This window comes from Acinetobacter geminorum, assembly GCF_013009345.1.
Classification (GTDB): Bacteria; Pseudomonadota; Gammaproteobacteria; order Pseudomonadales; family Moraxellaceae; genus Acinetobacter; species Acinetobacter geminorum.
The window spans coordinates 91,162-106,532 of sequence record NZ_JABELE010000007.1 but is presented as its reverse complement, the minus strand read 5'-3'; the positions used below and the strand labels follow the sequence as shown (position 1 = coordinate 106,532).

Annotated in this window: 13 protein-coding genes; 5 read left to right on the top strand and 8 right to left on the bottom strand. The window is 38.7% G+C overall.

The genetic code is table 11. From position 1 onward, the window contains the following. Nucleotides 1-143 precede the first annotated feature (143 nt). Together HJG58_RS08320 and HJG58_RS08315 are read left to right on the top strand one after the other, a co-directional pair. Entirely contained in the window at nt 144-1,415 is a 1,272-nt protein-coding gene (locus HJG58_RS08320) for a sigma-54 interaction domain-containing protein (RefSeq protein WP_170248541.1), read from the top strand. Between the two features lie 69 nt (nt 1,416-1,484). After that, entirely contained in the window at nt 1,485-2,396 is a 912-nt protein-coding gene (locus HJG58_RS08315; RefSeq protein ID WP_170248540.1) for a bestrophin family protein, read from the top strand. Between the two features lie 47 nt (nt 2,397-2,443). On the opposite strand, the gene HJG58_RS08310 is transcribed toward HJG58_RS08315, so the two are convergent. From HJG58_RS08310 to HJG58_RS08285, 6 genes are read right to left on the bottom strand one after another with little or no spacing between them, the layout of a single operon-like run. After that, nucleotides 2,444-3,502: a 2,3-butanediol dehydrogenase gene (locus tag HJG58_RS08310; RefSeq protein WP_170248539.1), complete on the bottom strand. Its 1,059-nt coding sequence runs from the start codon at nt 3,500-3,502 to the stop codon at nt 2,444-2,446. Between the two features lie 29 nt (nt 3,503-3,531). Next, nucleotides 3,532-4,317, bottom strand: a complete 786-nt coding sequence (locus HJG58_RS08305) for an acetoin reductase (RefSeq protein WP_170248538.1) — start codon at nt 4,315-4,317, stop codon at nt 3,532-3,534. Between the two features lie 26 nt (nt 4,318-4,343). Further along, entirely contained in the window at nt 4,344-5,747 is a 1,404-nt protein-coding gene (gene lpdA / locus HJG58_RS08300) for a dihydrolipoyl dehydrogenase (protein ID WP_170248537.1), read from the bottom strand. A 10-nt stretch (nt 5,748-5,757) separates the two neighbouring features. Then, nucleotides 5,758-7,293, bottom strand: a complete 1,536-nt coding sequence (locus HJG58_RS08295; protein ID WP_170248536.1) for a 2-oxo acid dehydrogenase subunit E2 — start codon at nt 7,291-7,293, stop codon at nt 5,758-5,760. Nucleotide 7,294: 1 nt separating this feature from the next. Beyond that, the gene (locus HJG58_RS08290; protein WP_170248535.1) at nt 7,295-8,314 is read right to left on the bottom strand and encodes an alpha-ketoacid dehydrogenase subunit beta; all 1,020 of its coding nucleotides are present in this window, start codon (nt 8,312-8,314) and stop codon (nt 7,295-7,297) included. A gap of 13 nt (nt 8,315-8,327) precedes the next feature. Then, on the bottom strand, nt 8,328-9,290 hold the full coding sequence (locus HJG58_RS08285) for a thiamine pyrophosphate-dependent dehydrogenase E1 component subunit alpha (protein ID WP_170248534.1): 963 nt from the start codon (nt 9,288-9,290) through the stop codon (nt 8,328-8,330). A gap of 362 nt (nt 9,291-9,652) precedes the next feature. Here HJG58_RS08285 and lipA point away from each other — a divergent pair, with 362 nt between their 5' ends. Beyond that, nucleotides 9,653-10,639 carry a lipoyl synthase gene (lipA, locus tag HJG58_RS08280; RefSeq protein WP_170248533.1) on the top strand — a complete coding sequence of 329 codons (987 nt, stop codon included), beginning with the start codon at nt 9,653-9,655 and terminating at the stop codon, nt 10,637-10,639. Between the two features lie 156 nt (nt 10,640-10,795). Next, nucleotides 10,796-11,935, top strand: a complete 1,140-nt coding sequence (locus tag HJG58_RS08275) for a transcriptional regulator (RefSeq protein ID WP_170248532.1) — start codon at nt 10,796-10,798, stop codon at nt 11,933-11,935. A 50-nt stretch (nt 11,936-11,985) separates the two neighbouring features. Here the strand turns inward: HJG58_RS08275 and HJG58_RS08270 are convergent, their stop codons facing one another. After that, on the bottom strand, nt 11,986-12,738 hold the full coding sequence (locus HJG58_RS08270; protein WP_170248531.1) for an iron-containing redox enzyme family protein: 753 nt from the start codon (nt 12,736-12,738) through the stop codon (nt 11,986-11,988). A gap of 320 nt (nt 12,739-13,058) precedes the next feature. Here HJG58_RS08270 and HJG58_RS08265 point away from each other — a divergent pair, with 320 nt between their 5' ends. Next, the gene (locus tag HJG58_RS08265) at nt 13,059-14,288 is read left to right on the top strand and encodes a GGDEF domain-containing protein (RefSeq protein WP_086264619.1); all 1,230 of its coding nucleotides are present in this window, start codon (nt 13,059-13,061) and stop codon (nt 14,286-14,288) included. Between the two features lie 315 nt (nt 14,289-14,603). On the opposite strand, the gene HJG58_RS08260 is transcribed toward HJG58_RS08265, so the two are convergent. Continuing rightward, entirely contained in the window at nt 14,604-15,323 is a 720-nt protein-coding gene (locus HJG58_RS08260; protein WP_170248530.1) for a hypothetical protein, read from the bottom strand. Nucleotides 15,324-15,371: the final 48 nt, after the last annotated feature.

Here is a 15,371-nt window from a genome sequence, read left to right as displayed (position 1 = left end):
TGCCAATTATTTAAAATTAAATAATAAATATAAAAATCAAAAATTTAAAAGAATAATTAAAATTAAAGTTAGAAAACAAACTCAGCTTGATGTTCCTTTGAAACTCAAGTATGTTTCAATGAAACTATTATGAAACACAGACAATGGCAAACTTAAATTTTGAGTCAGAACAGGATTTCTTTATTTTATTCGAGCAATTAAAAGCTTTATTCCCACATGCGAGTCTGTTTTTAGCAGACACAACGACTCAAGCAATTCACTATAAATTTAATACAGATGACATTTCTGTTGAGAGCATGGCAGCGCTTATTCAAGATCATCATAACCAGTATCTTGAAATTAATACTCCTAAAATGAGAAAGCGATTTATCTATCAGGAAAATGATATTTACATTGCCGAGCATCGCATTATCGGGAAACTACATATTTTACAACCCGTTAGCATAGATAATGATATTGCTGATCAAGTAGAGCTAACAGAACAATTGCAAGACTTGGCTAAAGTTTTTAATAGCTGTTCACCAGAAATGGCTCGTATGTTTTCAATTATTCAGAGAGTAGCAATTACTGAGTTTCCAGTGCTCGTACGCGGCGAATCTGGTAGCGGTAAAGAACTTGTGGCAAAAGCAATTCATGATTATAGCCAACGTAAAAACAAGATTTTTGTAGCGATTAACTGTGCAGCTTTAAATTCTAATATTTTAGAAAGCGAACTCTTTGGACATGTGAAAGGTGCTTTTACAGGAGCAATTCGTGACCATAAAGGCGTGTTTGAACGTGCCGTTGGTGGAACGCTGTTTCTGGATGAAATTGCCGAGATTCCTTTAGAACTTCAAGCTAAATTATTACGGGTGTTAGAAACAGGTGAGTTTACTCCTGTAGGTGGTGAAAAACCTATTCAAGCCAATGTCCGCATTATTACAGCAACACATAAAGCTTTACGCGAAGAAGCTAAGGCTGGACGTTTCCGCCATGATCTACTCTATCGCTTGCGTGTGATTCCAATTTTTATACCACCACTCAGAGAACGAAAGGTCGATATTCCTCTTATTGTCGATCAGATTTTAAAGGAAAGTACAACTCAACTCGACACGATGCCTCGCCATGTTAATCAAAAAGCCATGCAAGTTTTATTAAACTATGACTGGCCAGGAAATGTTCGTGAGCTTAAAAACACCCTGCTTTATGCGTTAACCATGGCAAATGGTAAGGATGAAATTGAAGTCGAAGACTTACCGAATGAGCTCTTAAATGCAGAGGATTATGTTAAATTACCCGAGACAAATACAGAACTTAGTCCAGAAAATGTGCAAGCCGCTTTAGAAAAATATAACCATAACCTGAATATGGTCGCGAATATTTTTGGTATTAGCCGTACAACGCTTTGGCGATTCAGACAAAAGCATAAGCTTTAGCTAGGTATTTAGCTCGTCTAAGGCGTATCATATTGCACTTGGTTAGGTTCATTAGTTCAAAGGCTTTATATGATTGTTCGCGATAAAAGCAATGTATTTAAATTATTATTTGCTTGGAAAGGAACAATTTTGCCGAAGGTTTTACCTGCACTGACTTTTGTTGTACTTATTTCAGGATGTGTGGTTTGGCTCTCTTATTATCATTGGATTCAAATTCCTACCGTACCTGCGATCGGATTTACCATCTTTGGCGTGATTCTTTCCATTTGTACAGGCTTTAGAAATAACGCATGTTATGACCGATGGTGGGAAGGCCGCAAGCTCTGGGGCGCTTTAATTGCAAATGCCAGACATATTGTTAGAGACAGCCATGTTCTATCTAATGAGCAACGTGAACATTTGATTCATCAGGTCTTAATTTTTAGTAATTTATTGCGTGATCGTTTACGTCAACAAACAGTCGAACCCACAAAATTTCTTGAACATGCCTATTTAAATAATTCTTCACTTAATTATTTAAATGAGCATATTAATGCACCACAGTTTGTACTCGAAAATATTCAAAAAGATTTAGTCAAAGCTTTAAAAGATGGCGAAATTAGCGACATTATCTACAGCACATTGACGCGCCATATTGTTGAGCTAGGCAATATTCAAGCAGGTTGTGACCGTATTGCTGGGACACCTTTACCCTACTCATATTCAGTACTTTTACATCGTGCCGTTTATTGTTTCTGTTTCATATTACCGTTTAGCCTTGAAGCAGCTTTAGGCATTTGGACACCGCTTATTGTGGGTTTAATTGCTTATATGTTTTTAGGTTTAGATGCTTTAAGTGCTCAAATTGAAGAACCTTTCGGTTTGCAAGAAAATGATTTACCGCTTGATTCAATTGTTCGTTTGATTGAACGAGAGTCGTTAAGTTCTTTAGGGCAGCCATTACCCCCTATTATTGAAGCTCAAAACAACAATTTACTTTAATAAAAAAGAGCGAATTATCGCTCTTTTTTATAGGTTTAAGTGTCTGTTTATGGATGTACAATAATCTTAACGGCTGACTCATTGTTATGAATTAAGGTTTCAAAACCTTGTAAAATCAAATCATCAAGTTGAATACGCTGGGTAATAAAAGGTTCAAGATTTATTTTACCTTCTTCAACCAGCTTAATGGTTTCCTGATGGTCATTGACGTAGGCAATTGTACCTCGTACATCCAGCTCTTTCATCACCACACTATGCACATTAATTGATGCTGGATGGCTCCAGATCGAAACAATCACTATCACGCCTGTTGGTTTCACGGCCGCAACCAAAGTATCTAGAACTTTGTTAACACTACTACATTCAAATGCAACATCGACGCCATCACCATTGGTGATTTTCATAACCTCAGAAACCACATCAACTTCTGATGGATCTAAAATATAATCTGCGACTCCCGACTCTTTGGCTTTTTCTTTACGTTTTGCACTCAGCTCAGTAATGATGACTTTAAGTCCTTTCGCTTTTAAAATTGCCGAAAGCAATAAACCAATTGGCCCTGCACCACCAACCAGTGCAATATCACCAGCCTTTGCACCACTACGTACGAAAGCATGATGCCCAACCGATAACGGTTCAATTAAGGCTGCCTGATCGAGTGGGATTTTATTGGAAATTGGATGTACCCAACGGCGTTTAACTGCAATTTTTTCCGACAAACCACCGCCACGACCGCCTAAACCAATAAAGTTCATATTTTTGGAAAGATGATAATTATCGCCCGGTCCAGTTGGTACATCATCGGCCACAATATAAGGCTCTACGACCACATGCTGACCAATTTCAATATCATCAACACCTTCACCTACGGCATAGACCACACCTGAAAATTCATGTCCCATGGTAATCGGCGCAGATTCACCTGAAATAGGATGCGGATGTCCACACGGTGGAATAAAAATTGGCCCTTCCATAAACTCATGCAAATCTGTACCACAAATTCCACACCAAGCCACCTTAATACCTACAGTGCCGGGAGTGACTTCTGGTTCAGGGATATCTTCAATACGAATATCGCCTCTGTCATAAAAACGCGCTGCTTTCATTATTATCTCCCTCAAATCAGGATGTTGTTTTAGCGATAGACAATTCCGCCGTCCGTTAAAATGGATTGACCCGTAATATAGTCCGAATCTTCACTTGCCAGAAAAGCAACTAATGCGGCTACATCATCTGGCGTTTGGGCTCTACCTAAGGCAATGCCTTCCACATACTTTTTATAAGTTTCACCAATTGCGGCACCAGTAATTTCAGCAAAACGTTTATCAATTTCAACCCACATGTCCGTTCCGACAATTCCAGGACAATATCCATTTACCGTAATACCGTGACTGGCATATTCTTTTGCCGCAGCTTGGGTGAGTGCTCGTACTGCAAATTTGGTTGCCGAGTAAATACCAAGTAAAGCAAACCCATCGTGGCCTGCAATTGAGCAAGCATTAATGATTTTACCTTTATGTTGACGTTGCTTAAATTTTTCGGCGGCAGCCTGTATTCCCCACAGTACACCACCAATATTGATATCAACAATTTTTTGGAATTCATCTGGTGTTGAATTTGCAATAGCCTGAACCTGAGCAATTCCAGCATTATTAATCATGACATCAAACCCACCAAGTGTCTGCTCAGCATGATTTATAGCAGCATATACTTGCTCGCGGTCACTTACATCAGCAATAAATGTACTCGCATTTACACCTAAAGCTTGAATTTCCTGCTGCACATCGTTCAGTCGATCTTGTTTCATATCAAATAATGCAATATGTGCCCCTTCTTGCGCCAAGCGCAGGGCAATCCCACGGCCAATGCCTTGAGCTGCCCCAGTCACTAAAGCGACTTTATTTTTTAATCCCTTAACCATGTTCAACTCCTGTAAATGTAGAATTTCTACATATGAATCGCTCGTTGCATTGAAGCCAAAATGGATTCATGCATGGCTTCTGATAATGTTGGATGTGGGAAAATCACTTGAGCTAAACTTTCATCAGTTGCTTCTAGGTATTTGGCAATAGCAAAGCCTTGGATATGTTCGGTCACTTCATGACCCACCATATGTGCACCAAGTAATTCACCCGTTTCTGCATGTATCACCGTTTTAACGAAACCTGATGCATCTCCAATTGCTAAAGCTTTACCATTTGCAGTTAAAGAAAACTTACCGATTCGTATAGGTAGATTCTTAGCTTTTGCTGCATTTTCCGTTAAACCAATACTAGCCACTTGTGGATGCGTAAAAATACAACCGGGTATCTGGCTACGATCGAGTGAATGGACGTTTTTCACACCAGCAATTTTCTCGACACATATCATGGCTTCATGGCTTGCTTTATGGGCAAGACACGGTGCACCAGCCACATCACCAATCGCATAAAGCCCTGCTACGTTGGTTTTACAATAGTCATCAATTGCCACAAAACCTTGTGGATTGAGTTCTACACCTAAACGTTCTAATCCTAGCCCCGTGGTATTCGGCTGCACACCAATTGCCGAAAGCACGCGGTCAAAAACAAGCATTTGAATGTCATTCGCCGTTTCAACCACACAGTGAACTTGACCATTTTCAATTTGAATACTTTGAACGACAGCATCGGTTAAGACTTTCATTCCTTTTTGTTCAAACTGTTTTCTGACAAATTGAGCAACTTCCGCATCTTCAGTTGGTAAAATCTGCTTGGCTAAATCAATAAGCGTGACCTGACAACCCAAGTCTTGATAAAAGCTAGCAAACTCACTACCAATTGCACCTGAACCTACAACCAGTAAACTTTTCGGTAACTGCTCTGGCACAAGCGCTTCTTTATAGCTCCAGACATATGTTCCATCGACAGGAAGCTGAGGAACATGTCGAGCTTTAGCTCCAGTTGCCAAAATAATATGAGGTGCGCTCAAAGCCTGACTTTTACCTTGAGCATCGGTCACTTCAATTTTTTCTTTAGCCGTAAGCTGAGCACGACCATTAAAAACAGTGACCTGATTCTTTTTCAGCAAGTAATCAATACCTTGTACAAGCTGAGCTGACACTTGTCGGCTATGTTGCACAAGCTTTTGAATATCAAAATCGAGTTGAGATACTTGAAAACCAAACTGTCCGGCATGTTTAAACTGGGTTGCGAGCTCTGCCCCTGCAAGCAAAGCTTTAGTTGGAATACAGCCCCAATTTAGACAAATTCCGCCTAAATGTTGCTCTTCTACAATTGCGGTTTTTAACCCGAGCTGGGCTGCACGAATTGCAGCCACATACCCACCCGGTCCCGCGCCAATCACAATTAAATCAAATTGAGCTTCTGACATGCGGGTTCTCCTACACCAAAATTAAAGCAGGGTTTTCAACAAACTGCTTAAAGCTGGCCAAGAATTTCGCCCCAACCGCACCGTCAATGACGCGGTGATCGCATGACAACGTTGCTGTGACAATCTCACGAACCACGACATTACCATTTTCAACAACAGCACGTGATTCAGAAGCACCTAATGCCATAATTGCACCTTGCGGTGGATTAATAATGGCGTCGAACTGCTTAATGCCTAACATTCCTAAATTTGAAATGCTAAAGCTGCCGCCCTGAAACTCGTCAGGTTGTAACTTGCCAGTCTTGGCACGGGTTGCCAAATCACGCATGTCATCGGAAATTTGTGCTAAAGACTTCTGATTGGCGGCTTTCACAATTGGTGTAATTAAACCGTTTGGAATCGCCACAGCCACTGAAATATCTGCTTGTGAAAATTGCAGAATCGATTGTGTAGCTTCATCAAACTGAACATTCACTTCAGGTACTTTAATCAGTGCCGCAGCAGCTGCTTTAATGAGCATGTCATTAATAGAAAGTTTCACTTGTGGAACAGTCTCATTAATCTGCTTACGTAGTTTTTGCAAAGCCTCTACGTTGAGATCGACTACTAAGCGGAAATGCGGTGCGTTACGTTTTGCAGCCTGTAACCGTGAGGCAATCGCTTTACGCATCCCATTCATCGCCACAGTCGTAATTCTCGATTGTGGTTGAGCTGCACATTGCACAGGTTGTTCATTTACCGATGTTGGGTTATTACGATAGTAAACTGCCTCAACATCTTCTTTACAGACACGGCCACGAGTACCTGAAACACGGCAGTCATTTAGGTTAATGCCCCACTGCTTTGCTAAACGACGTGCTACAGGCGTTGCTAGAACTTGGCTATCATCGGCTGTAGATTTAACTACTTTAGTCTGGGTTTGCTGCTTAACATCAGGCCACTGACCACCAGCAGCTTGTACAGCCTTCTGGATGTCTTGAACACTAATACGTCCTTCACGACCAGAACCTGTGACTTTTGCCAAGTTTACATTGTGCTTTTCTGCAAGCTTTAACGCATGTGGTGTTGCAAACAAATCATCAGATGTTTGATAGCCTTGTAATGACTCCGGTACAACGTAGTCACCTTTCGCTACCTTTGCAGGGGCTGAAACACTAGCTACTACAGTCTGTGGTTGTTCTGCTTTTTCAGCAACAGGTGCAGATGTTTCTGCTTTACTTTGCTCCAAAGGTGCTTCAGGGGCTTTAGCTGCTGAACCGCCTAGTGATGCGATAAACTTTTCAATTTCTGCATCAGAAACTTCACTATCAGCACATACGGCAATAAGACCCCCAACAGGTAAAGTATCACCATCTTTCGCTAAAATTTTACGGAGCGTTCCAGCAAAAGGCGCTTCTAATACATTGACGATTTTTGTGGTTTCAATTTCACAAATTTCATCGCCTTTATTAAAGCCATCACCCTCTTTAATCAACCATTGGGCAATCGTGCCTTCTTCCATGGATAATCCCCATTTCGGGATCTCCAGCGTTTTAATTTCGCTCATCCTAAGCCTCCAATGTTTTTCGCACAGCTTGCTCAATACGCTCTACACTTGGAATCCATTCTTTTTCTAAAACTGGTGAGAATGGAACAGGCGTATGTGGTGGCGTTACGAGTTCAACAGGTGCTTTTAAATAATGGAAACCTTTCTGTGCAACCAATGCAGCAACATCATGACCGAAACCACAGCGTGCTGCTGATTCATCCACAATGACCACGCGTCCAGTTGATGCCACAGACTCTAAAATTCCTTCTTCATCAAGAGGAGAAATTGTTCGAGGGTCTACAACTTCAACCGAAATACTATCTTTTGCTAGTTTATCTGCTACTTCATTAGCGCGGTGTACCATCAAACCTAAAGCAATAATGGTTACGTCTGTACCTTCACGGGTGTAATTTGCTACCCCAAAAGGAATGGTATAGGCTTCATCAGGAACGTCACCTTTAATGTCATAAAGCATTTTATGCTCACAGAACACTACAGGATCGTCATCTCGAATAGCCTGAATTAATAGTCCTTTCACATCATATGGGCTAGATGGAACTACAACTTTTAAGCCCGGAACCGCAGCAAATACGTTATACGGTGACTGAGAATGCTGAGCTGCCGCAGAAAAACCTGCGCCGATCATGCCACGTACAACCATTGGCGCTTTTGCTTTTCCACCAAACATATAACGGAATTTAGCGGCTTGGTTATAGAGCATGTCATGACACACGCCGTAGAAATCCATAAACATTAGATCTGCAACAGGACGTAAACCTGTTGCAGCAGCACCGGCGGCCATACCGATAATTGCAGACTCAGTAATTGGGGTATCAATAACACGTTCCGAACCAAACTCTGTCCATAAACCTTTGGTTACGCCCAATACACCACCGAAACCTTCTAACTGATTTTCTTCAGTGTTTTTACCGCCGTGCCCACCACGAACATCTTCACCAACAACAAATACGGTTGGATCACGGCGCATTTCTGATTCAATGGCTTCTTTAATTGCATTACGAAAACTTTTATTTGGCATCTTTACTATTCCTTTAGTAAGAGACATAGACGTCAGTAAGGAGTTGTTCTGGTTTTGGGTATGCCGCAGCACGGGCTTTAGCAACGGCGTCATCAACATTTGCCTTTGAAGCTGCATCAATCTCGTCTAGTTTGGCTTCATCAATTTTGCCTTTGACTTTTTCACGGAAAACTTTCAAAGGATCTTTGTTTTCTTTAATGAACTCGACTTCTTCTTTAGAACGAATCAAGCCAGGGTCACCTTCGAAGTGGCCATAAAAACGGTTTGTGATGGTTTCAATCACGCTTGGACCTTCACCTCGACGCGCGCGTTCAATGGCAGTTTGAGCGGCTTCATAGACGGCAAAGAAGTCTGTACCGTCAACTTTAACTGCCGGTAAACCAAAACCTGCTGCACGACCAGCAATGTCTTTGCTTCCTACTGCGTAATCATGACCAGTACCTTCACCGAAACCGTTATTTTCGAAAACGAAAATTACTGGAAGTTTAAGCACAACAGCCATATTCATCGCTTCAAAAGTAAGGCCTTGGTTTGAACCACCATCGCCTGTAAAAGACAGTCCGACGCCACCAGTCTTTAAGGTTTTTGCTGTCAAAGCTGCACCAATTGCTAAAGGAGGTCCACCACCCACAATCCCGTTGGCACCGAGCATACCTTTATCTAAATCGGCAATATGCATAGAACCGCCTTTTCCACGGCATAGCCCGTCATCTTTACCGAAAATTTCCAGCATCATAGCGTGAATGTCACAGCCTTTTGCAATACAGTGTCCATGTCCACGGTGTGTTGAAGTGATATAGTCTTTGTCGGTTAAATTTTCGCAAATCCCGACTGCTACAGCTTCTTCACCACTGTATAAGTGAATAAAGCCAGGAATATCACCATTGGTATTTTCTTCGTGAAGTCGATCCTCAAATTCACGAATATCGCGCATGCGTTTATATGCTGCGAGTAATTGCTCTTCCGTTAATTGCATATCCTTTTCCTTTATTATCTTGATTATTAAAAATCAACCAAGTTTCAGCGAGAGTTATATATTTCGCTATAAATAATAAAGCTCAATTTAATTTAATATACTATTAGACTAAAAAGTTTTAAGTGGTTTTTATGGCTATTATTTTTTATTTTTCAAAAACTTGCACAGCAAAAATAAAATTAAAAAATTTTAATACATTTCATTAGCTTGCGAAACAAACCTTTAACCAACCTTTATTAATTTATAATATTAGCTGTGTACTACGCTCATTAATAGACTCCATGTCCCTTATTTAAATTATAAGGATTTTTATTATATAGAGTCTAGTTAAAAGTTATTTAATATAAAATGGAATTTTATATATGGACTTAAAAAGGCAAATAGAAACTGGTATTAAATTAAGAGGAGCGGATAAAGTTGCTCGCATTCCGATTAAAATTTTACCTACAGAAGAGTTACCGACTAAACCTGACTGGATTAGAGCCAAAATAACCGATTTTGAAGAAATTAATCGCATAAAAAATTTGCTACGCCAACAGAAGTTACACAGTGTTTGCGAAGAAGCGGCGTGTCCAAATCTACCTGAATGTTTTGGCGGTGGTACGGCAACATTCATGATTATGGGCGATATCTGTACTCGTCGCTGCCCATTTTGTGATGTCGCTCATGGTCGCCCAAAACCGCTAGATGAAGATGAACCTAAACATCTGGCAGAAACAGTCGCTAACCTAAACTTAAAATATGTTGTGATTACATCTGTAGACCGCGACGATCTACATGATGGCGGCGCTGCACATTTTGTAAAGTGTATAGAAGAAATTAGGAAACGTTGTCCAGAAACATTGATTGAGATTTTAGTACCAGATTTTCGCGGTCGTTTAGAGACAGCGCTTTCGACTCTGAGCTTATCTCCTCCAGATGTGTTTAATCATAATATTGAGACGGTTCCTCGTTTATATAAAGCGATGCGCCCCGGTTCAGATTATCAACATTCACTAGAGTTACTTAAACGCTTTAAAGCATATTGTCCCGATATCAAAACTAAGTCTGGTCTGATGGTTGGATTAGGAGAAATAGAGGCTGAAGTGCTTGCCCTACTCAACGATTTAAAAGACTATCAAGTCGATCTTGTCACGATTGGTCAATATCTTCAGCCTTCAAAATCACATGCGCTGATTCATCGGTTTGTAAATTTACAAGAATTTGAACGATATACCCGACACGGTAAGCGATTAGGTTTTAATAATATTTGGAGTGCACCTATGGTTCGTTCTAGCTATTTTGCTGATCGACAATATTTCGGAGAAGAAGTGCCAAAGCCTTTCAGCCGACAAGATGTCTTATCTTAATGATTAGGCAATTAACAAAACTTATCCAATAGGATAATGGTCAAGACTTATAAAATTATTTAAGGTAAGGAGATAACTAGGAAATAGTCACAATAAGAAAGTTATAGATGTTGAGCGGCTACGGATACGCCATTTCAATGATAAAGGAATTTCGATATGGATATGTCAGAACAATTATCATCGCCTTTAATAGACACTACTCTGTCCTTATTTCGTCCAGAGTCCTCATCTCATTCTACACAATTAGGAAAAAAGCCGTCACTTGACCTTGATGCAGCACCTTTATTTGATCTGGGTGAGGAATGGGAACATTCATTATTTGGTCGTTCGATTCATGAATGCCATCGCAACTTAATGCATATTGCTGAAGATGCCGATATGGCCATTGGGGTAACCGACCCACATGGCACTCTACTTTGGACATGGAGTAGTCACCCTATGCGCTCATCGGCTGAGCAAGTACACTTTGTTGAGGGTGGTCAGTGGTCTACTCAGGCAGTAGGTCAAAATGCCATTGGTCTAGCATTAAATACACATTCTGCAAGCTGTGTTTACTCACACGAAAACCAGATGAATAGTGTCAGAGATTGGGTCTGTTATGCAGCACCGATTACCGATGCGAATACAGGTCAGTTTTATGGAATTATGAATTTATCGACCAAATATCAAAAACATAATTCACTTGGAGTTTTAGCAGTAGAGCGTTGTGCTGACATTGTTAAACAAGCAATTCAGCTTCATCAGAAAAATATCTTATATATTAAAGCCTTCGGCACTCCTAAAGTTCAATATAACCAACACAGCCTTACATTGACTCAACGCCAAATTGAAATTCTGTGCATTCTAACCCTTTGTCCCGAAGGGATTAATCTTGAAGAACTTCACTATGCTTTATATGGTGATCGGCCTGTAAGTACCACCACTTTAAAAGCAGAACTTTCTCAACTCAGAAACTTAATACCTGATGTTATCGAGTCACGACCATATAGACTTAACTGCGAAATTCAATGTGATTTTTTAATGGCTGAACAAGCATTAAACCTAGGTTTTACATCAACTACGCTTACACTTTATAGAGGAAGTTTCTTAGCCAAATCAGAAAGTCCTTTTTTATGCGCATGGAGAGATTGTTTTGACGCTCGTTTGAGCCATGTGATTTATCAAATTGAAGATATTGATCAATTATTGCGAGTAGTCAGTCGTGTACCAGACCGTGTAGATGCTGTGGAACGTTTACTTGAATTATTACCCGAAGAAATACCTTATCGAACTAAACTCTTAAAGTTGCTCGAATAAAATAAAAGGGAGAATATCCATACGATATCCTCCCTTTTTTTAAGATAAGATCAAGCAGAGGCTTTAAGCTGTACCTTATAGCAATCGTCTAAAGCTAACTCATAATACCGCAGTCCTTCTTCAGCAGCATGAAATGCTTTTTGCTGCCAGTCAGGACGATCATTGCATAAGCGCTTAATCAGTTCCATGGCTTCATAAGGATGAAGATCATCATAATGTGCATGTGCACGTAACCAAGCTAAAGAACGCTTATCAATAGTTACTTCAGGATGATCAGTATAAGTATGAATCCCTTTATACACCTGAATAGACCAATCTCCAGTTGCCCATTCAATCGCCAAATTTGTTGCAGCTAGACATTCTGCCAAATTCCCTCGATGACTCATATTCCATAGAAAATGGTTTACCGCGTTCATAGCAGCTGGTGGACGTACATGGTCAAGTTCTTCAACTGTTAAGCCAAAACCTCCAGCCCAATCGCGATACCATTTTAAGTGTCGCTCTTCTACCTTAATATTTTGGATTAACCAATCTCGTGCTTCTGTTACTCCTGGTTCAGAAAACCCAGTCGCTTTCCCTAGTGCTCCAGCCATATATGACGGGAAGTGGGCAACCAATGGATAGAAATTAAGTAAAGCATAACGAAAACTATCTAGGCTCAATCCCCCATTGGCCATTTCCGTAAAAAATGGATGTTTGCTCACCCGTTCTTTCGCTGGTAACAGGTCGTCCCAGAACCGTTGTGACCATTCATTATGCGGTGTAATTTCTAAATTCATTCCATATTGATTTAGAGCAGTCATTGCTAATTTTCCTATTTATATGACAGCAATCATCTGTGTTTCACGCTATAAGTCTATCCGAAAATGATAAAGATACAATCGTTAATCGACCATTTGTAACTTTTTTCGATGGATTGAAGAGCTTTAGATAATTATTACGCTAATCATTGAAATGTCGTGATTTTTATCACATTTAACACTGATAAAAATAATTACTTTTTTAAAAAAACTGTATTATTATTTTGAATAAACCACACATTATATAATCAATATTTTTAGATGGAACTTTACTTAAAATAAGTCTCATTTTATGACAACTTCCAATATAGAGAGCATTAATTATGAAGTTGCAAGGTTCCAATATATTGGGACAAGAACAAATAGATTTATTAACCACACGAGGATTAAATTTCGTGTGGTTTCCAAAACAGCTTGAAACGATTTATCGTTTTCAATACCAAAACGGTGCTGCCTATGAGTTTCGCTATAGGGCACCTATTATTTTAATATTATATATATTTTTAAGCTTTGGTATATACCAAGTTTTACCAACTGAGCAAGTTTTACCCTGGTTTAGTTATTATTCTTGGGTAGGTGTGATTGTTCTTATTGCTTGGATTTTATCATTTATTAAAAAATTAAATCAGTATTTTGATTATTATGTAGGCATTGGTTCAGCTTTAGCAGTAGCAATTACTTTTATTTTAATTAACGTTATTGAAAATGGACAAGATAATGTCCTTTTTCATGCTGCGATGATGTATGCAATCGTCATTATTTATGGTGCAGTAGGTATGCGTTTCTATACCGCCATATTTGCTGGATGGATGGGCGGATTGGTTGGAATTTTAGTAAGTAACTACTTGAATGGCGTGATTGACTGGACCTTTTTAAACCGTACTTATACCTTCAGTAGTTTTTTAGGGATGACGCTTGCCTACGCAACTGATCGTCAACATCGAGAAAATTATCTACAAAACTGTATGATTGAGCTGAATCGTATTGAGCTTATGCAACAAGCACAGCAGTTATCCTTACTTTCACAGCAAGATGCGCTCACGGGTTTAGCGAACCGACGCTATCTAGATGAAACTCTTGATAATGAATGGCGCCGTGCATTACGACATGAAACACCACTCACCATTATGATGGTCGATATCGATTATTTTAAAGCATACAATGATACGCTAGGACATCTCAAAGGTGATGAATGTTTAAAAGAAATCGCAATTGCTATTTCTTCTATTGCTGCTCGTAGTGGCGATTTAGTTGCTCGTTATGGTGGTGAAGAGTTTTTATTACTATTCCCTATGACGAATGCTCAGCAAGCTTTGATACAAGTCGAGCGCTTAATGAGTGCGATTAAAAAGATTGCGATTAAGCATCCATGTAGTGATGTTTCACCACATGTCACTATTAGCGTAGGTGTGGCGACCACAACTCCCCGTCTAAATGATTCAATTTCCGCTTTTGTTGCACGAGCTGATCATGCTTTATATAAAGCAAAAACTAATGGACGTAATCAATATAAAATTGCTGTAAACGAAGAACAAATAGTAGATTTAACTTAAAGTTAAATTACTTTGTAATACTACTTACATCGTTTGTCTTCTTTTTTTTTATAGCTCCTTTCAAATTAATATGACAAGCAATCTATAATTAGCTTTTCCATCCATGGTAAAAGCTAAAATATAATTTAGAGCCAATAATTGAGTTCCTTTTTAATTTATCTTCAAGTTAAAGCCTAAAATAAATTTTATAAAAGCAATGAACCAAATTATAAATTTATCTAAATTCACAAAACACTTTACCTTTAAACACAGAAATTTCTTTAAATAAATTAACAAATATATTTGCTAATATAAAAGCATTACAATTTATTAGAGTTATCTTTTTAACTTTCTCCACAATTTATTTATAAAATAAAATAATAGATTTTGACCTCCCTTTTTTTGTCTAACTGAGGTTGCTTCAGTTTTAAATGGGAGTATGGAAACAACATTTTCATGTATCGTTTCATAGTTTGGATAAGCCTCTTTTTTAATAATCTCTATTGTTCTTTGTATCTCATCTACAGATAAGTTTAAGAACCTCTTAATTTCTTGTGCTGTTTTTGATTCAATAGATAATAAATTACAAACTCTAGTTACGTTAACAATCTGCTCGGCATGAATTTTTTTAAAATTTGGATAACAAACGAGTTTATATAAAATTTTTGTTTCAGAAGAATTTCTATAAACTATATTTTTATGATTAACTATGCGCTCTTGGTAAGTCTTCTGAAAATATTCATTATTTTCAATTTCTAATAAAATTTTTAAAAGCTCCTGATATCTTAATGGTCTCTTTAACCCATATTGATAACCTTTTAAAAGGTTAGGGTTATTACTCAATACAATTTTAATTTTTTTTGGAATAAGAACATTGGTATAGCCACTGTCTAAATCAATAATATGTATATCTGGATCATTATCACTATATATCCAGTTTCCAGATAGCTCAGATGACAAGGATAGGTCATAAATAACTCTTATCATTGCCTGTAAATTTTTAGGCAATAGCTTATCTTTTGACATACAGGCAATTCTATATGTACATTGATTCATTGATATTTCCCCAATTTCAATGATGACTTAAAAAAGTATTTGCTAAAG